The sequence below is a fragment of the Cryobacterium sp. TMS1-20-1 genome, from assembly GCF_004402355.1.
GTDB classification, from domain to species: Bacteria; Actinomycetota; Actinomycetes; order Actinomycetales; family Microbacteriaceae; genus Cryobacterium; species Cryobacterium levicorallinum.
In genome coordinates, this window is record NZ_SOGF01000038.1 from 18,233 (window position 1) to 39,950 (window position 21,718).

Consider the following 21,718-nt stretch of genomic DNA (forward strand, 5'->3'; position numbering starts at 1 on the left):
CAGCCTATGACCGTCAGAGCATCAGACAGACCGCCGCTACAGGCGTTCGCGCGGAAACACCCGATGAGCGAGGCGATTGAGGGTACCGACCGGCGGGGATTCGTTGTAGGCGTTGGCCAATTCCTGACCGGACAGCTGGTGAATGGCCGCCATGATCTCATCCGTTGCCTGCCGGCGGGCCTTGCCGGAGGTGGCCGGGCCGTGGTGGCTGAGGTCGAGCGGTTCGCCGAAGGTGACGGTGACCTTGCGGATGCGCGGCACCGTGGTGCCGACTGGCTGAATCTCCTGAGTACCGATCAGTCCGACCGGAACGACAACGGCGCCCGTGGTGAGGGCGAGCCAGGCGACGCCGGTGCGTCCCTTATAGAGGCGTCCATCGAGCGAGCGGGTACCCTCCGGGTAGATCGCGAAGGCACCCTCGGTATCGAGCACGGAACGGCCGGCGTCGAGTGCGACCTGGGCGGCCTGCCCGGCTCCGCGTTCCACTCCGATGGCGCCGATCGCGGTGAAGAAGGTGCGGGACACCCAGCCCTTGAAACCGGTTCCGGTGAAGTAGGTCGATTTCGCCAGAAACTGCACGCGGCGGGTGGCGACGAGCGGAATGACGATGCTGTCGATGAATGACAGATGGTTGCTCGCGAGAATGACGCGACCGGTCGCCGGGATGTTCTCACGGCCGATGATCTTTGGCCGAAACACGATTCGGGCGACGGGCGCCATGATGCCGTAGCCGAGAAAATAGACGAATCCCGGGCGCTTGACCCGCTCCGGTCCGTCCTGCACGTCGTCAGGTGCGGCTTGCTCGTCACTGTCGATCGTGATGGTTTCAGCGTTGTCATTGAGTTCTGCATCGGCACCGGTCACCCGTTGACACTACGCCACGACTGGCCAGCAACGAACATACGCCGCGCCCGGCACCTAGCATGGAGGTATGCGCAGAGTAATCATTCTCGGGTCTACCGGCTCGATCGGAACCCAGGCCCTGGACGTCATTCGCGCCAACCCAGAGCGGTTCGAGGTGGTGGGTCTGTCGGCCGGGCGCAACCGCGAACTGCTCGAGCAACAGGCGGCCGACTTCGGTGTCGACGATACCGCGCTCGGCGCCGACGAGGCCGAGCAGCTCGTTCGGGACGTCGAGGCCGATGTCGTGCTGAACGGCATCACCGGCTCGGTCGGTCTCGGCCCGACCTTGGCCGCGCTGAAGGCCGGGCGCACCCTGGCCCTGGCCAATAAGGAGTCGCTGATTGTCGGCGGCGACCTCGTGAAGAATCTTGCTGCGCCGGGGCAGATCGTGCCGGTGGACTCCGAGCACTCGGCGATCGCGCAGGCACTGCTTTCAGGAACAGCGGATGAGGTGCGTCGCCTCGTGCTGACGGCATCCGGTGGACCTTTTCGCGGTTTTAGTCGGGACCAGCTCGCCCGGGTGACCCCGGCGCAGGCGCTCGCGCACCCGACCTGGAACATGGGGCTCGTGGTGACCACGAACTCGGCGACACTGGTCAATAAGGGTCTGGAGATCATCGAGGCGCACCTGCTGTTCGACGTGGAGTACGACCGCATCGACGCCGTCGTGCACCCGCAATCCGTGGTGCATTCCATGGTCGAATTCGTCGACGGCTCGACGATCGCTCAGGCCTCACCCCCGGACATGCGGCTGCCGATTTCGCTGGGACTGGACTGGCCGAACCGGGTCGCCGCCGTTGGCGCCCCGATCGACTGGACCGTTCCGCACAGCTGGACCTTCGAACCGCTCGACGATGCCGCTTTTCCGGCGGTCGAGCTGGCTAAGCGGGTCGGCCGTAAGGGCGGCACCTATCCCGCGGTGTTCAACGCGGCCAATGAGCAGGCCGTGGCCGCTTTTCACGCCGGACGCATCGGATTTCTGGACATCGTCGACACGGTGCTGCGCGTGGTCGAATCCCACGAACAGGGCGGCGAACTCAGTCGGGAGTCGCTCGCCGAGGCCGAACGGTGGGCGCGTGCCGCCGCGGATCGGCTGATCGACCAGCGCTAGTTACCAGTCAGTTGTCCCGGTCCTCACGTTGTTCTTTGGCCCGTTCCTTGGCGGCTTCCGCGGCTTTCTTGGCGGCTTCTTCGGCCTGTTCGGCGCGGTCCTTAGCGTTTTCGTCGTTCTGCTGCCGGGCAGCGGCTGCTGCTTCGGCCGCTGCCTGAGCTGCCGCCTCGGCGGCAACGGCGGCGGCGTCGATCTCAACGGTCAAGTCGCCCTGCACCAGATTGATCGCGGACTGAATCGAGGCCGAACGCTCGGCGCTGACCTGGCCGGAGGCGGCGGCCGTGCGCAGATTCGCCTGCATGGCGGTGAGCAGGGTCTGGGCGTTGCTGAAGTCTCCGGCGGCGGAGGCCTCGGTGATCGCCAGAATCTCGGTCTGTAAATTCTCGGCCGTTGCGGGCTGCAGGTCGACCGGGTCGGCCGTGCAGCCGGACAGTGGCAGGAGCAGCCCGACGGCCAGGGCCAGGGCTAGGGGCAGTCGCTTGTGTCGATTCACGGGTTCACGCTCTCCTGAAGCTCTTGAAGATGGGTGCCGAGAGTGCCGTCGACGGTCGGATAGTTCGGTGGCGCCACGGCGGGCGCCTCGGCTGGATTGATCAGGAACAGGGCCACGACGGCGAGGGCGATAAGGGTGAGCGCGCTTACGACCAGGACGAGCACTCGCCGGTGCGCGAGACGGCGCGGCCTGGCCGGGCGCGCAGCTGCGGTGCCAGCTGCGGTGCCAGCTGCGGGAGCGCTGGGGGGAGCATCCGCTTTCAGGATCTCGGTCGGAGCGGCCGCGGCTTCGGCACCCGGCAGCAAGGGGGCCGGGTCGGGCGCGGCGACTGGCAACAACAGGGTCGCAGCGGGCGCCGGAGCCGGCAACAGCATGGTGGGCGCATCGGTGGTGCCGCCACCGGCGGCCAGCGCCCGCAGCAAACCGGCGGCGTCGGCCGCGGTCGGCCGGTCGGCGGGGTCGCGGGCGGTCATCGTGCGCAGAATGTCGATCCAGTCGGTGCCGAGATCGTTCGGGATCTCCGGCTGGCGCTGCAGCCGGGCCATGGCCGATTCCACCGCGGTTCCCGGATAGGCGCGCGTTCCGGTGAGGCATTCGAGCAGCACCAGGCCGAGCGAATAGACATCCGTCGGCGCGCCGATAGCGCCGCCAAGCGCCTGCTCCGGGCTGAGGTAGCTCGCCGTGCCGAGCAGCGACCCGGTCGCCGTCAGCCTGGCTTCATCGAGCAGCCGGGCGATGCCGAAGTCGGCCAACTTGGCGTGCATGCCGCGGCCCGGAAACCCGGAGGGTGCCAGCAGCACGTTGGCCGGCTTGACATCCCGGTGGATGATGCCCCGCTCGTGAACGTAGTGCAGCGCCTCGGCGAGGTCGGCACCCATGCCGGCCACGTCGACGCTCGGTACCGGGCCGTCTTCGATGCGGGTGCGCAGATCCGGGCCGTCGACGAGTTCCATCACGATGAAGGTGCGTGGGATGCCGTCCACCGTGGTGGTTCCGGCATCGAACAGGGTGACCAGCGCGAAGTGGTTCAGGCTCGCCAAGAGGGCGATCTCGCCGCTCTGGCGCTCGGGCTCAGTGCCACCGCCGTCGGCGCGAAACAGCTTGACGGCTACAGAGCGGCCCAGGGCGGTGTCGGTGGCCCGATAAACGGATGCCATCCCCCCGGTGCCGATCAGGCTCATGATGCTGAAACGGTCGGCCAACAGGCTGCCGACGGGGCCGAGAGTCGGCGGTACGGCTGGAGCGGGTGCTGAGAGCTTCTGAGTGGGCATGGTTTCGTGAGCCAAGGGGGACCTCCTGGTGCGTCCGACCTCTAGCCAACCACATGCATCCGCTCAGGGGGGAGATTGGTCGGCACAGCCAGCCGCTTGGCAGCTTGATGCGGTTACTCTACAACAGTGGAAACCGTACTGCTGTTCATACTGGGCGTCGCCATTGTCGTCGTCGGCCTCGCCCTATCCATCGGCCTGCACGAAATCGGCCACCTGGTGCCCGCCAAGCTGTTTGGCGTCAAGGTCACCCAGTACATGATCGGCTTCGGCCCGACGCTCTGGTCCCGCACCAAGGGCGAAACGGAGTATGGAGTCAAGGCCATCCCCATGGGCGGCTATATCGCCATGATCGGCATGTTCCCGCCGTCGAAGAAGGGCGGAGCGCCCCGCAGCACGACCACCGGGTTCTTCGATCAGATGGTGCAGGAGGGCGCGCCGGAGAAGAAGACGAGTGCCCTGTCGACCCTGGTCGACGACGCCCGCCAGGCGAGCGCCGAGACCATTGGCGAGGGTGAAGACCACCGCGCCTTCTACCAGCTGCCGGTCTACCAGCGTGTGATCATCATGCTCGGCGGGCCGACCATGAACCTGCTCATCGCGATCGTGATGTTCTCGATTTTGCTGATGGGATTTGGCTCCCCGCAGATCAGCACCACCGTCGGCAGCGTGAGCGAGTGCGTGCTGCCGGCATCGAGCGACCGCCAGACCTGCGCGGCAACCGACGAAGCCTCACCCGGAGCCGCCGCCGGCCTGCAACCGGGTGACCGACTGGTCAGTATCGGCGGAACCGCCATCTCGACCTGGGAACAGTCCACCGACATCATTCGTACTTCAGCCGGACGCACCGTCGCGGTCGTCGTTGAACGTGACGGTGCCGAGCTTGACCTCTCGCTGACTCCCAAACTGACCGAACGCTACGTCTATACCGACGACAACGAAATCAAAACGGATGCCGCCGGCGATGCGATCACCGAGCAGGTCGGCTTCGTCGGCATCGGAGCGGCCGCCGAAATGGTGCCGCAGCCCGCGACCGCCGTGCTTCCCATGGTCGGCGACAACATTGCCAATGTTGCCCACCTGATCATCAACCTGCCCGACCGGCTCGTGGCCGTGGCCAACGCGGCGTTCGGGCCCGGGGAGCGCGACCTGAACGGACCGATCAGCGTGGTCGGCGTCGGCCGGGTGGCCGGCGAACTCGCCAGCATCGACACCATTCCGGTCGCCGACAAGGTCGCGAGCATGCTCGGCCTGCTCGGATCCCTCAATATCGCCCTGTTCGTGTTCAACCTGGTGCCCCTGCTTCCGCTGGACGGCGGCCACGTGGCTGGTGCGCTGTGGGAAGGCATCCGTCGATTCTTCGCAAAGCTGTTCAAGCGGCCTGACCCGGGGCCGGTTGACATGGCCAAGCTCATGCCGCTCACTCTCGTGGTCATCATTCTGCTCGGCGGCATGAGCCTGCTGCTGATCTACGCCGACATCGTCAAGCCGATCAACTTCTTCGGCTAGCAGCTACCGCGTCAGCAGCAGCGCTTCACCCTGGCCGCCACCGCCGCATAGAGCCACCGCGGCCTTGCCGGAGCCGCGCCGGGCCAGTTCGAGGGCAGCGTGCAGCGCGATACGTCCGCCGCTCGACCCGATCGGGTGGCCGATCGCGATGCCGCCGCCGTGAATGTTCACGACGTCGGCACTGACGCCGAGCACCTTCGATGACTGGTGCACGACGGAGGCGAATGCCTCGTTGATCTCGACCAGGTCGAGGTCCGCGGCGGTCCAGCCCTCGCGCTTCAGGGCGTGCGCGATGGCATTGGCCGGCTGGGAGTGCAGGGAGTTGTCGGGGCCGGCGACCTGGCCGCTCGCCTTGATCACGGCGAGCCAGGGCAGGCCGTGCTTCTCAGCCCAGGCGCGGCTGGTCACGACGACGGCGCTCGCGCCATCGCTTAGCGGGGCGGCGTTTCCGGCGGTGATGCTCCCTGCCGGGTCGAACGCCGGACGCAGCCGGCCGAGCGTCTCGGTCGTGCTCTCGGCGCGTACGCCCTCATCGGTGCTGATCACGAGCGGCTCACCCTTACGCTGCGGCACGCTGATCGGGGTGATCTCGTCGTGGAACACGTCGGCGGCTGCAGCTGCGGCGGCACGCTGGTGTGAGGCAGCGGCGATTTCGTCCTGCTCGAGGCGGGTTTGGCCGAGCCGGGCGTTGGCGCGTTCGGTGGAGAGCCCCATGGAGAGCCCATCGAAGGCGTCGGTGAGTCCGTCGTGCGCGGCATGGTCGAGCGCGGACACGGTTCCGTAGTTCCAGCCCTGGCGGGAACCGGGCAGCAGGTGGGGCGCGCGGGACATGGACTCCTGGCCACCGGCCACGACGACATCCGCTTCGCCGAGCCGAACCAGCCGGGCGGCATCGATGACAGCGGCCAGGCCGGAGAGACACACCTTGTTGAGCGTCATAGCCGGTACATTCCACGGGATGCCCGCCGCGACGCTGGACTGCCGAGCCGGGTTCTGCCCGCAGCCAGCCTGCAAAACCTGCCCCATCAGCACGAAGTCCACCTGCTCCGGTGCTATTCCGGCCCGGGCGAGGGCGCCGGCAATGGCCGCCGCGCCGAGGTCAACGGCGGTGAGGGATGCGAGTTGCCCGTTCACGCGACCCTGCGGGGTGCGCGATCCGGCCAGGATTACGACGTCGGTTTCGGTCATCAGGACTCCTTTGTCGTGCATGTTTGATCGAGGTAATCCACCCAGCATATGGGGGCCCAGTGCGGATACGTTCGCCGACCTCGTGCACGCAGCCGCGTTCCAGGAGACGCTGCCAGCACGGATTGAGCGCAGATCTCGGTCGGCATTCAGCTTGCCCGCTGCGGCGACAACTAAGCTAAGCAGGTGGCTGCAATCAACTTGGGGATGCCCAAAGTACCTGAGGTACTCGCTCCCAGACGTAAATCCCGTCAGATCAAGGTCGGAAAGGTTTTGGTCGGTGGCGATGCTCAAGTGAGCGTGCAATCGATGACGACCACCCCGACCACCAACATCAACGCGACGCTTCAGCAGATCGCCGAACTCACGGCGACCGGCTGTGACATCGTGCGTGTGGCGGTGCCGACCCGCGACGACGCTGAGGCGCTGCCGATCATCGCCAAGAAGAGCCAGATCCCCGTGATCGCGGACATCCACTTCCAGCCCAACTACGTGTTCGCCGCGATCGACGCCGGCTGCGCGGCGGTGCGGGTGAACCCGGGCAATATTCGCAAGTTCGACGACCAGGTGGGCAAGATTGCCGCTGCGGCGAAGGCCGCCGGGGTGAGCATCCGCATCGGCGTCAACGCTGGCTCGCTCGAGCCAAGCCTGATGCAGAAGTACGGCAAGGCCACTCCTGAGGCGCTCGTGGAGAGCGCCGTCTGGGAGGCGAGCCTGTTCGAGGAGCACGACTTTCACGACTTCAAGATCTCGGTCAAGCACAACGACCCGGTGATCATGGTCAAGGCCTATCGTCTGCTGGCCGAACGGGGCGACTGGCCGTTGCACCTCGGTGTGACCGAGGCCGGTCCGAGTTTTCAGGGCACCATCAAGAGCGCCACGGCGTTCGGGCTGCTGCTCGGTGAGGGCATCGGCGACACCATCCGCGTGTCGCTCAGCGCCCCGCCGGTCGAAGAAATCAAGGTGGGTCTGCAGATTCTGCAGTCGCTCAACCTGCGCGAGCGCAAGCTTGAGATCGTCTCCTGCCCCAGCTGCGGCCGGGCTCAAGTGGATGTCTACAAGCTCGCCAACGACGTCACCGACGGGCTTGAAGGAATGACCGTGCCGCTGCGCGTCGCCGTCATGGGTTGCGTCGTCAACGGACCGGGCGAGGCTCGCGAGGCCGACCTCGGCGTCGCGAGCGGAAACGGTCGCGGCCAGATCTTTGTGCGCGGCGAGGTCATCAAGACAGTGCCGGAGTCTGAGATCGTGAAGACCCTGATCGAAGAAGCCAATCGTCTCGCCGCCGAGATGCCTGCCGCCGAACTCGGCAGCCCCACGGTGTCCGTCGGCTCGCAGTAGATCAAGAACGAGCCACCAAGATGACATGTTCCACGACCGGGAACGGTTCGTAGAAGCGGTGACATTCAACGCACTGGCAACGACGGAATCGGCACACCCGAAGCGCTGAAGTACGGCTTTCGCGGAGACCGGTCTCGCAGAATCACCATGGAAATTGACTGGGTCAATCTGGTCCCCATCGTCGGGATCATCGGCGGTATCGTCTATGCAATCATCGACCAATATTTCAAAACCCGCCGTCGCCTGGCTGAGGCCGAGGGCACTTCAGCGTTGCGCGAAGCGCTGACGCAGAGCAACCAGACCAAGACCGCGCTGCTGGAGAAATTGACCGCACTGGACTCGCGGCTGAGGGCTATCGAGCGCACCCTGAGCGAGGTCGGCTCAGCCCTGCGGCTGCGGGGGCCGTAGAGCCGGCGCGCGCGTAAGGTAGACGGGTGCCTACACGTCTCTCCAACTACTTCCTCCGTACACTCCGCGAAGACCCCTCCGACGCCGAGGTGACCAGCCACCGCCTGCTCGTGCGGGCCGGCTACATCCGTCGTCAGGCCCCGGGCATTTTCGCCTGGCTGCCGCTCGGCTTGCGGGTGAAGGCCAAAGTGGAGCGCATCATCCGTGAAGAGATGACCGCGGCCGGCGCGCACGAGGTGCACTTTCCGGCCCTGTTGCCGCGCGAGCCCTACGAGTTGACCGGCCGCTGGGACGAATACGGCGAGGGCCTGTTCCGCCTGAAAGACCGCAAGGGCTCCGACATGCTGCTCGCGCCGACCCACGAAGAGGTCTTCGCGCTGCTCGTCAAAGACCTGTACAGCAGCTACAAGGACCTGCCGCTGTCGATCTACCAGATTCAGGACAAGTACCGCGACGAGGCACGCTCACGCGGCGGACTGCTGCGCGGCCGCGAATTCACCATGAAAGACGCGTACTCCTTCGACTACACCGACGCCGGCCTCGACCTGAGCTACCAGCTGCAGCGCGACGCCTACGAGCGCATTTTCAACCGGTTCGGCCTCGAATACGAGATCGTCCAAGCGGATGCCGGCGCCATGGGTGGCTCCAAAAGCGAAGAGTTTTTGCACCCCACCCCGGTGGGTGAAGACACCTTCGTGCGCAGCGTTGGTGGCTACGCGGCCAACATCGAGGCCTTTCGCACCCTCGTTCCGGCCGACAAAGATTTCAGCACCCTGCCCGCCGCGCAGGTCTTCGACACCCCGAACACCCCGACCATTCAGACGCTCGTCGACAAGGCCAACGCCGAGCACCCGCGCCTCGACGGTCGCGAGTGGACCGCAGCTGACACCCTCAAGAACGTCGTGCTCGCGCTCACGAACCTTGACGGCACCCGTGAACTCATCGCGATCGGCGTTCCCGGCGACCGCGAAGTCGACCTCAAGCGCGTCGAGGTCGCCTTCGCCCCCGCCGAGGTCGAGGCCGCCAACGAGAGCGACTTCGCCAAGAACCCCGGCATGGTCAAGGGATATATCGGCCCGTGGGGAGCAGCTGGCGCCGTGCTCGGTGCCAAGTCGACCACCGGCATCCGTTTTCTGGTCGACCCGCGCGTGGTCGCCGGAACCGAGTGGATCACCGGCGCCAACGAAGCGGGCCGGCACGTGTTCGGCCTCGTCGCCGGCCGTGACTTCGCCATCGACGACGTGGTCGAAGCCTCCGACGTGCGCGCCGGCGACCCGGCGCCCGACGGCTCCGGCCCGGTCGAACTTATTCGTGGCATGGAAATCGGGCACGTGTTCCAGCTCGGTCGCAAGTACGCCGAGGTACTCGGTCTCAAGGTTCTCGACGAGAACGGCAAGCTGGTCACGGTCACGATGGGTTCATACGGCATCGGCGTCACCCGCATCCTCGCGGTCATCGCCGAACTCAACAACGACGCCAAGGGCCTGATCTGGCCCGAATCGGTCACCCCGTTCGACGTGCACGTGATCGCCACCGGCCGGGACGAAATCGTCTTCGACACCTCGGAAGCCGTCGTCGCCGCGATCGAAGCCACCGGCCGCGAGGTGCTCTACGACGACCGCCGCAAGGTTTCGCCGGGCGTCAAATTCGGTGACGCCGAGCTCATCGGCGTGCCGTGGATCGTGATCGTCGGCCGGGGAGCCGCCGATGGCATCGTCGAGCTGTGGAACCGCCGCACCGGCGACCGCGAGCAGGTCGACGTCGCCGACGTCGCCAGGCACTTCGTCTAAGAATCGTTTTATCGAGAACGGATGCTGCCGGCCAACTGAGCCGGCAGCATCCGTTCTGCAGCGAACCAGCGCTGGACCGACCCACCGCGGGGACAATGGGTGACGGGACGCCGCAGATTCGGGTACCGTAGTATTCAGCCCGCTGCGCGGTTTCGCGGCGGCAAGATCATGCGACTAGATCGTACGTAGAGGAGGCCGGCCATGGACATCGACCTCAGTGTTTTGCGGCTATTGGAGCGCGAAAAAGAGATTCCCTTCGAGGAACTCGTGCAAATCATCGAACAGGCGATTCTGACCGCCTATGTCAAGCACATCCAGCAAGACGTGTCGAAGCTGGAAGCTTCGAAGATTGCTGAAGCCAAGCACGATATCCAGGAAGTGCCCGAAGCGCGCGTCGTTCTCGACCGCAAGTCCGGGCACGTGGACATCTACATTCCCGAGCACGACGACGAGGGCAACGTCATCGGCGAAGCCGTGGACAACCCCACCGACTTCGGTCGCATCGCCGCTTTCGCCGCCAAGCAGGTCATCAACCAGCGTCTGCGCGACCTGGCCGATGACGCCGTGCTCGGTCAGTTCAAGGGTCGCGAAGGTGACATCATCGCCGGAATCATTCAGCAGGGTCCTAACCCCCGCATGATTCACGTCGACCTCGGCACCATCGAAGCGATCATGCCGCCCGAGGAGCAGGTTCCCACCGAGAGCTACGTTCACGGCGCGCGCATTCGCGTGTTCGTGACGGCCGTCGGTCGTGGGCTCAAGGGCCCGCAGATCACCGTATCGCGCACCCACCCTTCGCTCGTGCGCAAGCTGTTTGCGCTCGAGGTTCCCGAGATCGCCAGCGGAGTCGTCGAGATCGTCTCGCTCGCCCGCGAAGCCGGCCACCGCACCAAGATCGCCGTGCGCGCCACCGAACCCGGCGTGAACGCCAAGGGTGCCTGCATCGGCGAACTCGGCCAGCGCGTGCGCGCCGTGACCGTCGAGCTCAACAACGAGAAGATCGACATCGTCGACTTCTCGCCCGACCTCGCGACCTTCGTCGCGAGCGCTCTGTCGCCGGCCAAGGTGACGAGCGCCTACGTGATCGACGAGTCGATCAAGGCTGTGCGTGCCCTCGTGCCCGACTACCAGCTGTCGCTCGCGATCGGCAAAGAGGGCCAGAATGCGCGCCTCGCCGCCAAGTTGACCGGTGCGAAAATCGACATTCAGCCCGACAGCATTCTGGAGGATGCCGAATAGGGGGTACGATGAATTCCGTTAGAACGTGTATTGGCTGCCGTTCGCGCGCCCCTCGATCCTCACTTTTGCGGATCGTTGCTGGGAAATCAGAAGTTGTGGTGGATGAAACCGCCACAATCCCCGGTAGAGGTGCGTGGCTGCACGCCCGTGAATCGTGCTTTCAGGATGCCGTAAGGCGCCACGCTTTCGGGCGTGCTTTTCGCGTGACCAGGTCACTGGACGCGAAACAACTAGAGAACAGGCTGAATTGGCTTATGGATAACTAATGAGCGGCTCGAAATGAGACCCGTCCGTTATTAACGGTCTGCCCCTTTCCGGGTGCAGACCCGGAACAGGAGAATTGTGGCTGCGAAACCACGCGTACACGAGATCGCTACCGAGCTCGGAGTCGACAGCAAGGTAGCCCTTGCTAAATTGAAAGAAATGGGCGAGTTCGTAAAAGGACCGTCTTCCAGTGTTGAACCGCCCGTAGCACGTCGCCTTCGCGCCGCTCTCGAGGCCGAAAGCAAGGCCGCTAAGGCTGCAACGCCAGCGCCCGCCGCCGGAGAAGCTGTCAAGGCAACACCCGCTCGTCCGAGCCACGGCGCCAAGCCCGGTGCTCGTCCCGGCCCCAAGCCCGCCGCCGAGCCGGTTGCTCCGGTCGTCGTGGAGACCCCGGCAGCGGATGCTGCGCCCGTTCCGGTCGCACCGCTCACCGTCGCCGAGCGCCAGGCTCAGGCCGCGGAGAAGGCTGCTGCTGCGGAGAAGGTTGCTGCTGCCGAGAAGGCTGCCGCCGCCGCGGGTGACAAGCCCAGCACGAACACCCCCGAAGCGAAGGCCACGGAAGGATCGGCTGCGCCGGTCAAGCCGGGCATGCCTCGCCCGGGAGCTGCACGCCCGGGCAACAACCCGTTTGCCAGCAACCAGGGCATGGGCCAGCGCCCAGCTCAGCCGCCGCGTCCGGGGAACAACCCGTTCGCGAGCGCACAGGGCATGGGCCAGCGCCCCGCAACACCCACCCCGAGCAACATTCCGCGCCCTCCGGCGCCGCGCCCCGGTGCCCCTCGCCCCGGTGGACCCGGCCAGGCGGCACGCCCGACCGGTTTCGGTCAGCGCCCAGGCGCCTTCCAGCGCCCCGGCGGCGCCCCGGGTGGAGCCGGCGCCGCACGCCCCGGATTCACTCGCCCCGGAGCTCCTGCCGGAGCCCCCGGCTTCGGCCCGCCCCGCCCTGCCGGTGGAGGAGGCGGTGCCGGTCGCGGTCGCGGTCCGGGCGGTGGCACCGCTGGTGCCTTCGGTCGCGGTGGCGGCAAGAACAAGGCGCGCAAGTCGAAGCGTACGAAGAGAGCAGAGTTCGAGCTGCGCGAGGCCCCGTCGCTGGGTGGAGTATCCGTACCCCGCGGCGACGGTGGCACCGTTGTTCGTCTGCGCCGCGGAGCATCCATCACGGACTTCGCCGACAAGATTGACGCGAGCCCCGGAAACCTCGTTACCGTGCTGTTCCACCTCGGTGAAATGGCCACGGCAACGGAGTCCCTCGACGAGGCCACGTTCGACGTACTCGGCAGCGAACTCGGCTACAAGATTCAGATGGTCTCGCCCGATGACGAAGACCGTGAGCTGCTGCTCGCGTTCGATATCGACATCGATCAGGAACTCGAAGACGAAACCGACGAGGACCTTGCGATTCGTCCTCCCGTCGTCACCGTCATGGGCCACGTAGACCACGGTAAGACCGCGCTGCTTGACGCGATCCGTAACGCCAAGGTTGCCGAGGGCGAGGCCGGTGGTATCACGCAGCACATCGGTGCTTACCAGATCATCACCGAGCACGAGGGCATCGACCGTGCCATGACCTTCATTGACACACCGGGCCACGAGGCGTTCACCGCCATGCGTGCTCGTGGTGCGCAGGTCACCGACATCGCGATCCTCGTGGTTGCCGCCGACGACGGCATTATGCCGCAGACGATTGAGGCGCTCAACCACGCCCAGGCCGCCAACGTGCCGATCGTGGTTGCAGTGAACAAGATCGACAAGCCCGGCGCCAACCCGCAGAAGGTGCGTCAGCAGCTGACCGAATTCGGCGTCGTCGCCGAAGAGTACGGCGGAGACGTCATGTTCGTCGACGTATCGGCCAAGAACAAGACCGGTATCAAGGAAATTCTTGACGCCGTGCTCCTGGTCGCCGATGCCGCACTCGACATGCGCTCCAACCCGAACAAGGACGCCCGCGGTGTCGCCATCGAGGCTCGTCTGGACAAGGGCCGCGGCGCGGTGGCAACCGTGCTCATCCAGTCCGGAACGCTGCACGTCGGAGACTCCATCGTCGCCGGAACGGCCTACGGCCGCGTTCGTGCGATGGCCGACGAAAACGGCGTTGCCGTTCTCGCCGCCACGCCGTCCCGCGCGGTCCAGGTGCAGGGTCTGTCGAGCGTTCCCCGCGCCGGCGACACCTTCCTCGTCATCGAGGAAGACCGCACCGCACGTCAGATCGCCGAGAAGCGTGAAGCCGCCGAGCGCAACGCACTGCTGGCCAAGGCCCGCAAGCGCATCAGCCTCGAAGACTTCACCCGTGCGCTCGAAGAGGGCAAGGTCGAGTCGCTCAACCTCATCATCAAGGGTGACGTCTCCGGTGCCGTTGAGGCCCTGGAAGAGTCCCTCCTCAAGATCGAGGTCGACGATTCGGTGCAGCTGCGCATCATCCACCGTGGTGTCGGTGCGGTCACGGAGAGCGACGTCAACCTCGCTACCGTCGACAACGCCATCATTATCGGGTTCAACGTTCGCCCGGACACGAAGGCCCGCGAGCGTGCTGCTCGCGAAGGCGTCGACGTGCGCTTTTACTCCGTCATCTACTCCGCGCTCGAGGACATCGAGAGTTCCCTCAAGGGAATGCTCAAGCCCGAGTACGAAGAGATCCAGAGTGGTATCGCCGAAATTCGCGAGGTCTTCAGCTCGTCGAAGTTCGGAAACGTCGCCGGTGTCATCGTTCGCTCCGGTACCATCACCCGAAATGCCAAGGCTCGCGTTATCCGCGAGGGCATCGTGGTGGGGGACAACCTGGGCATCGAGTCGCTGCGCCGTTTCAAGGACGATGTCACCGAGGTCCGTACGGACTTCGAGTGTGGTATCGGCCTGGGCAAGTTCAACGACATCCGAATTGGCGATGAGATCGAGACCATCGAAATGAAGGAGAAGCCGCGCGTCTAGCGTTGGTTTGGGGGTCGGGCTTCTCGCGAAGCCCGACTTCTGCATTGGGTCGGTCTTTTCATTGAGACCCGACCGTGGGTCGGGTCTCCGCAAATTTTCCCTTGAAAAGGAAAGAGAGCGGGGGCCCCTACCCCGATTCCCTTTTCAAGGGGAAATTTGCTCCGACCCTCAGCTGGGTTCGCGGCATCCGTTTAATACGGTTTGAAAACACAGAATGATCCGGCGCTTCGGCGCCGGCAAACAAGGAGTAGTGCAATGGCAGATCCGGAACGCGCCAGAAAGATGGCGGACCGCATTAAGGTCATCATCGCCAAGCGGCTGGAACGCGGCTTGCGCGACCCGAGGCTCGGGTTTGTGACCATCACAGACGTGAAGGTCACCGGGGATCTGCAGCACGCCTCGGTGTTCTACACCGTCTATGGCTCGATCGAAGAGCGCACGGACAGTGCAGCCGCACTCAAGGCCGCCACCGGCCTGATGCGCAGCGAGGTCGGCAAGAACATCACCGCGAGGCTCACCCCATCGATCGAGTTCATCGCCGACGGTATTCCGGAGAACGCAGCGTTGATCGATGATCTGCTGCGTGAGGCGCACGATCGCGACACCGCGACCGAGGACAGCAAGGGCACGGCGAGCTATGCCGGCGACGCCGACCCGTACAAGAAGCCGCGCGACTACGACCTCGAAGACGACGAGGCCGACGACGCGTCGGCTGACTCCGACGACTCCGACGACTCCGACGCTGCGAGCACCGCGAAGCACTAGCGCCACCTTCGACCGGGCCCGGGCCCGGAAACTGGGCCCATGATAGATCATGGGCCTGCTTTCCGGGCCCGGGCCCGGTCAGTTTATGGCGGCGGGTTTACGGTGCTGGTGCTGGTGCTGGTGCTGGTGGGGCGGCAGGGTGCGGCTAGTGGATGGCGGGGGCGCGCTGGTAGCGCGCGAAACGGTAGGGCAGGCCGGTGCTGGAGTGGAGCCATCCGCTGGCTGGATCGGTGTTTACACGGGTCCAGTCGGGCGTAAGCGCTGGGGCGAGGGTATCGCCGGCGAACTGTTCGTCTATCTCGGTCAGCTCGAGGGTGTCGGCGTGCGGGAGGGCGAGGCGAAAGATCTCGGCGCCGCCGATCACCCAGACCGGCCCAGCGGCAATCGCGATTGCGTCGTCGAAGCTGTTCACAACGGATGCCCCGGGCGCTGCCCAGTCCCGTTGGCGCGTGATCACGACGTTGTGGCGGCCCGGCAGGGGACGGAAGCGTTCGGGAATCGAGTCCCAGGTGAGCCGCCCCATAATGACGACACCGCCACCGGTGATCGCACGAAAATGGGCGAGGTCCTCGGGCAGATGCCAGGGGAGGCGGCCGTCGAAACCGATCACATCATTGCGGCTTTGCGCCCAGATCAGACCGATGCTCATGACATCCCGTCGGGCAGGGTGTAACCTTCGGGGGAGTCGACCGCCAGGCCGTCGGCCACGAGGCTGTGCAGCGAGCGCTGCAACTGGGCCGCCTCTGGCCAGAGCGAGGCAATCTCGGCTTCCGTCACGGCGCGGTGGGTGGAGCGCAGCTCGGCCATGATCAGGCCGCGTACTTGCCGGTCGCTGCCCGCGAACTTCTTCTGAACGGTCTTGCGCGTTCCGGTGAACTCGGGGTAGTCGGCGGCGCGCCAGGCACAGTCGTCCCGAATCGGGCAGATATCGCAGTGCGGGCTGCGGCTGGTGCAGACGACCGCGCCGAGCTCCATGATCGCTGCGTTGAACAGGGCGGCTTCGAGCGCGCTGTCCGGCAGCAGGGCACCCATCGCCTCGAGGTCACGCCCGCGGCTGGGCGGTGCCGGTTCTCCAGCGCCCGCGACGGCGCGGGCAATCACCCGCCGGGTGTTGGTATCGACGACCGGATGCCGGTGGCCATACGCGAACGCTGCCACCGCACGCGCGGTGTAGTCCCCGATCCCGGTCAGGGCGAGCAGCGCATCGATGTCGGAGGGAACGACGCCGCCGTGTTGCTCGGTGATCTGCACGGCCGCAGCGTGGAGCCACAGGGCGCGCCGCGGGTACCCGAGGCTGGACCAGGCGCGCACCGCTTCGCTCGGCGGGACCGCGGCGAGGTCGGCGGGTGTCGGCCACCGCGCGAGCCACTCCTGTAGCCGGGGAATGACCCGCTTCACCGGGGTCTGCTGCAGCATGAATTCGCTCACCAGAATGCCCCAGGCGCCGAATCCCTCGCGGCGCCAGGGCAGGTCGCGGGCGTTGGCCAGGAACCAGGCGTTGAGCGTGGTGCTGACATCAGCCGTCCTGCTGCCGGCCACCGCGCCCGGAACGGCCGCACGAGCGGCGTTGTCTCCGGTGCCGGCAGCTGTTGCGACGGGCACACCGGGCGCGTCCTGCGGCACAGCGGGATCATTCGAGGGCGCGATGTTCATCCGTTCTAATCTAGGCTCGTTTCATGAAGCTGGTTTCCACACCCCGGATCGAATTTCTACGCACCCTGGCCGCCGAGATTCTGCACAATTACGGCCGAGGTCGTACGATCATTGCCGTCGACGGCAGCGAGATCGACGGCAGCGAGAAAGCCGGCCGCGTTGGCTTCGCCGACGACCTCGCGGCGGTGTTCCGCGAGAGCGAACACCCCACGTTTAGAGCCAGCCTGCGCAATTTTCAGCACTCACGCGCCGAGCAACAGCGACTCGGCGGAGACCGCGTCGATGTTTCCGAGCGGTTGTACCGGGTCGGGTACGACTACTCGGCGCTGCGCCGCGTACTGGTCGAACCCTTTCGCCTGGGTGGCAGTACCGGGTTCGTCACCGAGGAATTCGATCCCGACCGTGATGCCTGGATTCAACCGACCTGGCAGACCGCCCCGGCTGACGCCATTCTCATCGTCGACGGTGCTTACAGCAACCGACCGGAATTACACGGGCTGTGGCTGTTCAGCGTGCTGCTCGAATCGGAGCCAGGGAGCGACTCCGACCGGCAGTACCTCGCCGATGTGCGCCCGCGGGACCTGGTTTCGGCGGTCGTTGACAATACCAACGCCACCCTTCCGCGGCGGGTCTTGACCGACCGCTGCTAGTGGCTGGTGGCGGTGAGCTGATCGAACCGGGCCATGACTTGCGCCGGTTTCAGGAATTCCCGGCTGATCTCCACCTCGTGCACCAGCGCGGTCAGGAGCGCGTTGACCGGTGCCGGTCGTCCGGCCAGTTCGGCCTGGCGCACGACAGCGCCATTGAGGTGGTCGATTTCGGTCAGGTGGGCCCGCTTGATGCTCTGCAGGGTCGACCCCAGATTGGCGACCGGACCCATTTTTGCGCCCATGCGCAGCGGCAGGGTCTGTCCGAGAGCCACCGGCAGCCGCGCGAACACGCGCAGGCTGCGATCGCTCATCCCCTGCAGTGACCCAAAGGTGACGTGGCGGGCCATCCCGACCTGCACGGTCTCCTGCATGCTTTCGGTCAGGATTCGGCGCAGCGGTGCATCGGCGATGACCGCCTGCACGCTCAGCCCGGTGATGGCCGGCAGGGCGTTGAGCATGTTCACCACGAGCTTGGTCCACTGGGCGCCCACGAAGTCTTCGGCGGCGAGGGTGGGGAACGCCTCGTCCAACACCGCCTGCCAGTGCTGGGTGGCAGCATCCGCTTTGCCGTTGCCGCGACCGAGGTAACTTGATGCTGCGGTGGTCACCCGCACGCGGCCCGGCCCGATGTAGTGCGCGGCAATGAGGGTGAGCAGGCCGAAGCATTCCGAGTTGGGCAGCAGATCCTGGGCGATTCGAACCCCGTCCAGCCCGTTCTGCACGACGATCACCGGTGAGCCGTCGAGCAGCTCGGCGTTCTCGGCGATGGCGGCCGCGGCATCCTGCGCTTTCGTGCAGATGAGGGTCAGATCCGGCGTTTCGGTCAGAATCTCCCGCACCAATACGCGGCATTGCGCATCCCCGTAACCTCCGGTGAGTCGGATTCCGTTCTCTCGAATCAGCGACCTGGCGACCTCGCGGGCGGTGATGGTGAGGTCGTGGCCGGCCCGCGCGAGCAGGGTCGCGAAGAGTCCGCCCAGGGCGCCGGCGCCGATCACAGCAATTCGCATAGCCCCAGCCTAGATCGCGTTTCGGGCGGGAGCGTTCCACGCTGGTACCCTCAGGGAGTGACTAGCGGCCTCCTCCTCATTGACAAGGCGCAGGGCTGGACCAGCCATGACGCTGTCGCCCGAACCCGGCGCCTGGCCGGGACCCGCAAGGTCGGCCACGCCGGCACCCTCGATCCGATGGCCACCGGCCTGCTCGTGCTCGGCATCGACAGCTCGACCCGGCTGCTCACCTACGTGGTCGGGCAGGGCAAGGAATACCTGGCGACCATTCGTCTGGGGCAGTCCACCACGACCGATGACGCCGAGGGCGATGTCCTCACTCGCGCACCGGGCGAACAGGTCGCCGCGATCACCGCCGAAGCAGTCCTCGCGGGTATTGACAACCTCACCGGCGATATCAGCCAGCAGCCGAGTGCCGTCAGCGCTATCAAGGTCGATGGAAAACGGGCTTACGCCCGGGTGCGTGCCGGCGAAGACGTGCAGCTGCCGTCCCGACCGGTCACGGTGAGCGGGTTTGACCTGCTCACGAGCACGCCTGGCGACGGTTTTCTCGACCTCGAGGTGCGGGTCGAGTGCAGCTCCGGTACTTATATTCGTGCCCTCGCCCGTGACCTCGGTGTGGCACTCGGCGTCGGCGGCCACCTCACCGTGCTGCGTCGCACGAGAATCGGCCCGTTCCGCATCGAGAACGCGGCCACGCTCGAGCAGGTCGATGTCGTCGCCAACCTCATTTCTCCAGCGGATGCCGCCACTCGGCTGCTGGCGCGCCTCGACCTGTCCGCAGAGCAAGCCATCGACCTCGGTCATGGAAAACGCATCACCGTGGAGAGAGACGCGACCCGCACCGGTCCGGTCGCCGCCATTGCGCCGGACGGGCGACTGGTCGGATTGGTCGAGTATCGCGGCGACCAGGCCAAGTCGCTGCTGAACTTTCCGCCAGATCTCCCGACCGCCACCGAACCGGAACAGAGCTCATGATCGAATGGTTTACCTGGCTGCAGCTCGGCATCGCCGTGCCGGGCGGAGTGCTCTGTGTCATCCTCGGCCTGCTCGGCCGCAAACCCACCGACCTCACCATGGGCGCGGCCGCCCTCGTCGAGCTGCTGCTCATCGTGCAGCTCGCTGCCGCGATCGCGGCGCCACTGGCCGGCAACAACGCCACCGGCAGTCTGCTCGAGTTCTACACCTACCTGGTCAGTGCCATTGCGCTGCCGGTCGCGGCCGGATTCTGGGCGCTGGTCGAACGCAGCCGCTGGAGCACCGTCATTCTCGGCGTGACCTGCCTGTCGGTCGCGGTCATGCTCTACCGCATGAACCAGATCTGGAACGTGCAGGGGAGCTGACCCGGTTCCGGTAGCCCCGCGGAAGCTGCAATAATTATCGAGCAATGAAAACAGAGCGATGACAGAATCCCCAACCGAGAAGCCCGCCGCCGCCGAGCGGGTGAGCGGCATCGGTCGACTCCTCATCGCCGTCTACGGCGTGCTGGCCCTCGCCGCCACCGGCCGTTCCTTCGTACAAATCGTGCGGGCTTTCGATGAAGCCCCGCTCGCGTATTCCTTGTCTGCTCTCGCCGCGGTGGTCTATATCGTGGCCACGGTGGCCCTGATGCGGCGCAGCATCCGCTGGTATCGCATCGCCTGGATCACGATCAGCTTTGAACTGCTGGGCGTGCTCGTCGTCGGTACCCTGAGTCTGGTTGATCCGGCGCTGTTCGAGCACGCGACCGTCTGGTCGATCTACGGCAGCGGATACCTCTTCATTCCCCTCGTGCTGCCCCTGCTGGGCATGTGGTGGCTCGCCCGCCATCGCGTCGCGTCGGTGAGCGAGGGTCGCGCATGAAGATTCTGAACGGCGTCGAGTCCGTGCCGAGCGACTGGCCCGACTCGGCCGTGAGCATCGGCAAGTTCGACGGCGTCCATGCCGGACATCGGGCGGTCATCACCGAGCTCCAGACCATCGCCGAGCGCGAACAGCTGGCGGCCGTCGTCGTGACGTTCGACCGGCATCCGCTCGCCCTGCTCTCGCCGCAAAACTGCCCGAGCCCGCTGGTCAGCGCGGAGCAGAAACTCAACCTGATCGCCGGGACCGGGATCGACGCGACCCTGCTGCTCGAGTTCAACCACGCCCTGTCCAGCCTTCCGCCGCGCGAATTCATCGAAAACATTCTGGTCACCGCCCTGCACGCCCGATTCGTGCTCGTCGGTCGTGACTTTCGGTTTGGAGCCAAGGGGGCCGGCGACGTCGCCCTGCTGAGACAACTCGGCCTCGAATTCGGCTACACCGTCGGACTGATCGACGATGTGAAACCCGACGGGGAACGCCGGGTCTCGTCCACCTGGATTCGCGAATTGCTCGGCGCCGGTGCGGTGCGCGACGCCGGAGACCTGCTCGGGCATCTGCCGACCGTGCGCGGAATGGTGGTGCACGGCGCAGCCCGCGGTCGCGAACTGGGCTTTCCCACCGCGAACCTGTCCACCGATTCCGAGGGTCTGATTCCGGCCGATGGCGTCTATGCCGGTTGGCTGACGGATGCCGGTGCTCGCTACCCGGCGGCGATTTCGGTTGGCAACAATCCCACCTTCGACGGGGTGGCGCAGAAGCAGGTCGAGGCCTACGTGCTTGATGAGACCGAGCTGGACCTGTACGACCGTGTGGTCGACGTCGCGTTCGTTGAACGGATTCGCGGCATGGTCGCCTACGCAGGCATCGACCCGCTGATCGAGCAGATACGCGATGACGTGGCGCGGGTGCGCACGATCCTGGGCCCGTAATTCCGGGCCTGGTTTAGTCCAGTCGGAGCCGGTTACCGACGGCGAACCAGGCGGTCGCGCCAAACACCGGGGCGAGCAGCACCGCCAGGACCCAGTTGGTGCGCTTGGTCGGACACAGGTGTGCGGCCCGCCCGATCTGCACCATGGCGACGAGGGAGAGGGTGAGCACGACCAGCCCAGCAAGCACCGCCACCATGATGCCGACCCAGTCGTGACCGCCGATGTTTTCCATGCCCCAAACCATACCAAACAGTATGTTTATTGTTTCGCACAATGGGGTAACGGTATCTGGGCACTGCCACGCGGGGCATAGCCCCAAAAGGCAATACCGTTCAGTTAAGCATCTCCGTGTTACGTTGTGGGTATGGCGCGTACAGGGTGGGTGAAGCCGGTCTCTGACCGTCGGTTGTCGGATTTGGTGTCGGTCGGT

22 protein-coding genes are annotated in these 21,718 nt (G+C 65.8%); 14 read left to right on the forward strand and 8 right to left on the reverse strand.

Features of this window, described 5'->3' with window-relative positions:
- Positions 1–36 precede the first annotated feature (36 nt).
- Positions 37–864, reverse strand: coding sequence for a lysophospholipid acyltransferase family protein (locus tag E3O45_RS08435; RefSeq protein WP_370450347.1), 828 nt, complete (start codon positions 862–864; stop codon positions 37–39).
- Positions 865–931: 67 nt separating this feature from the next.
- On the opposite strand from E3O45_RS08435, the gene dxr reads away from it, so the two are divergent.
- Positions 932–2,014, forward strand: a complete 1,083-nt coding sequence (gene dxr / locus E3O45_RS08440) for a 1-deoxy-D-xylulose-5-phosphate reductoisomerase (RefSeq protein ID WP_134443001.1) — start codon at positions 932–934, stop codon at positions 2,012–2,014.
- Positions 2,015–2,021: 7 nt separating this feature from the next.
- Here the strand turns inward: dxr and E3O45_RS08445 are convergent, their stop codons facing one another.
- Both E3O45_RS08445 and E3O45_RS08450 read right to left on the reverse strand, forming a co-directional pair.
- Positions 2,022–2,507: a mucin-associated surface protein gene (locus E3O45_RS08445; RefSeq protein WP_134443002.1), complete on the reverse strand. Its 486-nt coding sequence runs from the start codon at positions 2,505–2,507 to the stop codon at positions 2,022–2,024.
- Positions 2,504–3,793, reverse strand: a complete 1,290-nt coding sequence (locus E3O45_RS08450; protein ID WP_241985287.1) for a serine/threonine-protein kinase — start codon at positions 3,791–3,793, stop codon at positions 2,504–2,506. The genes E3O45_RS08445 and E3O45_RS08450 overlap by 4 nt, the downstream gene beginning before the upstream one ends.
- Positions 3,794–3,904: 111 nt before the next feature.
- On the opposite strand from E3O45_RS08450, the gene E3O45_RS08455 reads away from it, so the two are divergent.
- Positions 3,905–5,284 carry an RIP metalloprotease gene (locus E3O45_RS08455; protein ID WP_134443003.1) on the forward strand — a complete coding sequence of 460 codons (1,380 nt, stop codon included), beginning with the start codon at positions 3,905–3,907 and terminating at the stop codon, positions 5,282–5,284.
- A gap of 3 nt (positions 5,285–5,287) precedes the next feature.
- Here E3O45_RS08455 and E3O45_RS08460 read toward each other — a convergent pair whose 3' ends face one another.
- Positions 5,288–6,472 carry an acetyl-CoA C-acetyltransferase gene (locus E3O45_RS08460; RefSeq protein WP_134443004.1) on the reverse strand — a complete coding sequence of 395 codons (1,185 nt, stop codon included), beginning with the start codon at positions 6,470–6,472 and terminating at the stop codon, positions 5,288–5,290.
- A 183-nt stretch (positions 6,473–6,655) separates the two neighbouring features.
- Between E3O45_RS08460 and ispG the strand changes: the two genes are divergently transcribed.
- The 7 genes from ispG (at position 6,656) to rbfA (ending at position 15,201) form a co-directional block, all read left to right on the forward strand.
- Entirely contained in the window at positions 6,656–7,810 is a 1,155-nt protein-coding gene (ispG, locus tag E3O45_RS08465; RefSeq protein ID WP_170851566.1) for a flavodoxin-dependent (E)-4-hydroxy-3-methylbut-2-enyl-diphosphate synthase, read from the forward strand.
- 147 nt (positions 7,811–7,957) lie between these two features.
- Entirely contained in the window at positions 7,958–8,218 is a 261-nt protein-coding gene (locus E3O45_RS08470; protein WP_241985288.1) for a hypothetical protein, read from the forward strand.
- A 26-nt stretch (positions 8,219–8,244) separates the two neighbouring features.
- On the forward strand, positions 8,245–10,008 hold the full coding sequence (locus E3O45_RS08475; RefSeq protein ID WP_134443006.1) for a proline--tRNA ligase: 1,764 nt from the start codon (positions 8,245–8,247) through the stop codon (positions 10,006–10,008).
- A gap of 201 nt (positions 10,009–10,209) precedes the next feature.
- The gene (gene nusA / locus E3O45_RS08480; protein WP_092450070.1) at positions 10,210–11,247 is read left to right on the forward strand and encodes a transcription termination factor NusA; all 1,038 of its coding nucleotides are present in this window, start codon (positions 10,210–10,212) and stop codon (positions 11,245–11,247) included.
- Positions 11,248–11,255: 8 nt separating this feature from the next.
- On the forward strand, positions 11,256–11,513 hold the full coding sequence (locus E3O45_RS08485; RefSeq protein ID WP_134343583.1) for a YlxR family protein: 258 nt from the start codon (positions 11,256–11,258) through the stop codon (positions 11,511–11,513).
- 76 nt (positions 11,514–11,589) lie between these two features.
- Positions 11,590–14,436, forward strand: coding sequence for a translation initiation factor IF-2 (gene infB / locus E3O45_RS08490; RefSeq protein WP_134443007.1), 2,847 nt, complete (start codon positions 11,590–11,592; stop codon positions 14,434–14,436).
- A gap of 255 nt (positions 14,437–14,691) precedes the next feature.
- On the forward strand, positions 14,692–15,201 hold the full coding sequence (gene rbfA, locus E3O45_RS08495; protein WP_134443008.1) for a 30S ribosome-binding factor RbfA: 510 nt from the start codon (positions 14,692–14,694) through the stop codon (positions 15,199–15,201).
- Between the two features lie 145 nt (positions 15,202–15,346).
- Here the strand turns inward: rbfA and E3O45_RS08500 are convergent, their stop codons facing one another.
- Together E3O45_RS08500 and E3O45_RS08505 are read right to left on the reverse strand one after the other, a co-directional pair.
- A complete protein-coding gene (locus tag E3O45_RS08500; RefSeq protein ID WP_134443009.1) occupies positions 15,347–15,850 on the reverse strand; it encodes a dihydrofolate reductase in 504 nt (167 codons plus the stop codon).
- Positions 15,847–16,854 carry an A/G-specific adenine glycosylase gene (locus tag E3O45_RS08505; RefSeq protein ID WP_134443010.1) on the reverse strand — a complete coding sequence of 336 codons (1,008 nt, stop codon included), beginning with the start codon at positions 16,852–16,854 and terminating at the stop codon, positions 15,847–15,849. The genes E3O45_RS08500 and E3O45_RS08505 overlap by 4 nt, the downstream gene beginning before the upstream one ends.
- Positions 16,855–16,877: 23 nt before the next feature.
- Here E3O45_RS08505 and E3O45_RS08510 point away from each other — a divergent pair, with 23 nt between their 5' ends.
- On the forward strand, positions 16,878–17,504 hold the full coding sequence (locus E3O45_RS08510) for a hypothetical protein (RefSeq protein WP_134443011.1): 627 nt from the start codon (positions 16,878–16,880) through the stop codon (positions 17,502–17,504).
- On the opposite strand, the gene E3O45_RS08515 is transcribed toward E3O45_RS08510, so the two are convergent.
- Complete coding sequence (locus E3O45_RS08515; protein ID WP_134443012.1) at positions 17,501–18,514, reverse strand: ketopantoate reductase family protein; 1,014 nt, start codon at positions 18,512–18,514, stop codon at positions 17,501–17,503. The genes E3O45_RS08510 and E3O45_RS08515 overlap by 4 nt on opposite strands.
- A 57-nt stretch (positions 18,515–18,571) precedes the next feature.
- Between E3O45_RS08515 and truB the strand changes: the two genes are divergently transcribed.
- From truB to E3O45_RS08535, 4 genes are read left to right on the forward strand one after another with little or no spacing between them, the layout of a single operon-like run.
- A complete protein-coding gene (gene truB, locus E3O45_RS08520; RefSeq protein ID WP_134443013.1) occupies positions 18,572–19,492 on the forward strand; it encodes a tRNA pseudouridine(55) synthase TruB in 921 nt (306 codons plus the stop codon).
- Positions 19,489–19,857 carry a hypothetical protein gene (locus tag E3O45_RS08525; protein ID WP_134443014.1) on the forward strand — a complete coding sequence of 123 codons (369 nt, stop codon included), beginning with the start codon at positions 19,489–19,491 and terminating at the stop codon, positions 19,855–19,857. The genes truB and E3O45_RS08525 overlap by 4 nt, the downstream gene beginning before the upstream one ends.
- Positions 19,858–19,915: 58 nt before the next feature.
- On the forward strand, positions 19,916–20,356 hold the full coding sequence (locus E3O45_RS08530) for a hypothetical protein (protein WP_134443015.1): 441 nt from the start codon (positions 19,916–19,918) through the stop codon (positions 20,354–20,356).
- Positions 20,353–21,288, forward strand: coding sequence for a bifunctional riboflavin kinase/FAD synthetase (locus E3O45_RS08535; protein ID WP_134443016.1), 936 nt, complete (start codon positions 20,353–20,355; stop codon positions 21,286–21,288). Before E3O45_RS08530 ends, E3O45_RS08535 begins: the two co-directional genes overlap by 4 nt.
- A 13-nt stretch (positions 21,289–21,301) precedes the next feature.
- Here E3O45_RS08535 and E3O45_RS08540 read toward each other — a convergent pair whose 3' ends face one another.
- Positions 21,302–21,520, reverse strand: a complete 219-nt coding sequence (locus tag E3O45_RS08540; protein ID WP_104132370.1) for a hypothetical protein — start codon at positions 21,518–21,520, stop codon at positions 21,302–21,304.
- Positions 21,521–21,718: the final 198 nt, after the last annotated feature.

Bases quoted from the DNA above. Each gene is read 5' to 3' on its own strand.
- E3O45_RS08530 (WP_134443015.1), top strand. From the start codon at position 19,916: ATGACAGAATCCCCAACCGAGAAGCCCGCCGCCGCCGAGCGGGTGAGC.
- E3O45_RS08510 (WP_134443011.1), top strand. From the start codon at position 16,878: ATGAAGCTGGTTTCCACACCCCGGATCGAATTTCTACGCACCCTGGCC.
- E3O45_RS08500 (WP_134443009.1), bottom strand. From the start codon at position 15,850: ATGAGCATCGGTCTGATCTGGGCGCAAAGCCGCAATGATGTGATCGGT.
- E3O45_RS08525 (WP_134443014.1), top strand. From the start codon at position 19,489: ATGATCGAATGGTTTACCTGGCTGCAGCTCGGCATCGCCGTGCCGGGC.
- nusA (WP_092450070.1), top strand. From the start codon at position 10,210: ATGGACATCGACCTCAGTGTTTTGCGGCTATTGGAGCGCGAAAAAGAG.
- E3O45_RS08515 (WP_134443012.1), bottom strand. From the start codon at position 18,514: ATGCGAATTGCTGTGATCGGCGCCGGCGCCCTGGGCGGACTCTTCGCG.
- E3O45_RS08485 (WP_134343583.1), top strand. From the start codon at position 11,256: ATGAATTCCGTTAGAACGTGTATTGGCTGCCGTTCGCGCGCCCCTCGA.
- dxr (WP_134443001.1), top strand. From the start codon at position 932: ATGCGCAGAGTAATCATTCTCGGGTCTACCGGCTCGATCGGAACCCAG.
- E3O45_RS08505 (WP_134443010.1), bottom strand. From the start codon at position 16,854: ATGAACATCGCGCCCTCGAATGATCCCGCTGTGCCGCAGGACGCGCCC.
- E3O45_RS08470 (WP_241985288.1), top strand. From the start codon at position 7,958: ATGGAAATTGACTGGGTCAATCTGGTCCCCATCGTCGGGATCATCGGC.
- E3O45_RS08535 (WP_134443016.1), top strand. From the start codon at position 20,353: ATGAAGATTCTGAACGGCGTCGAGTCCGTGCCGAGCGACTGGCCCGAC.
- rbfA (WP_134443008.1), top strand. From the start codon at position 14,692: ATGGCAGATCCGGAACGCGCCAGAAAGATGGCGGACCGCATTAAGGTC.
- E3O45_RS08540 (WP_104132370.1), bottom strand. From the start codon at position 21,520: ATGGAAAACATCGGCGGTCACGACTGGGTCGGCATCATGGTGGCGGTG.
- E3O45_RS08460 (WP_134443004.1), bottom strand. From the start codon at position 6,472: ATGACCGAAACCGACGTCGTAATCCTGGCCGGATCGCGCACCCCGCAG.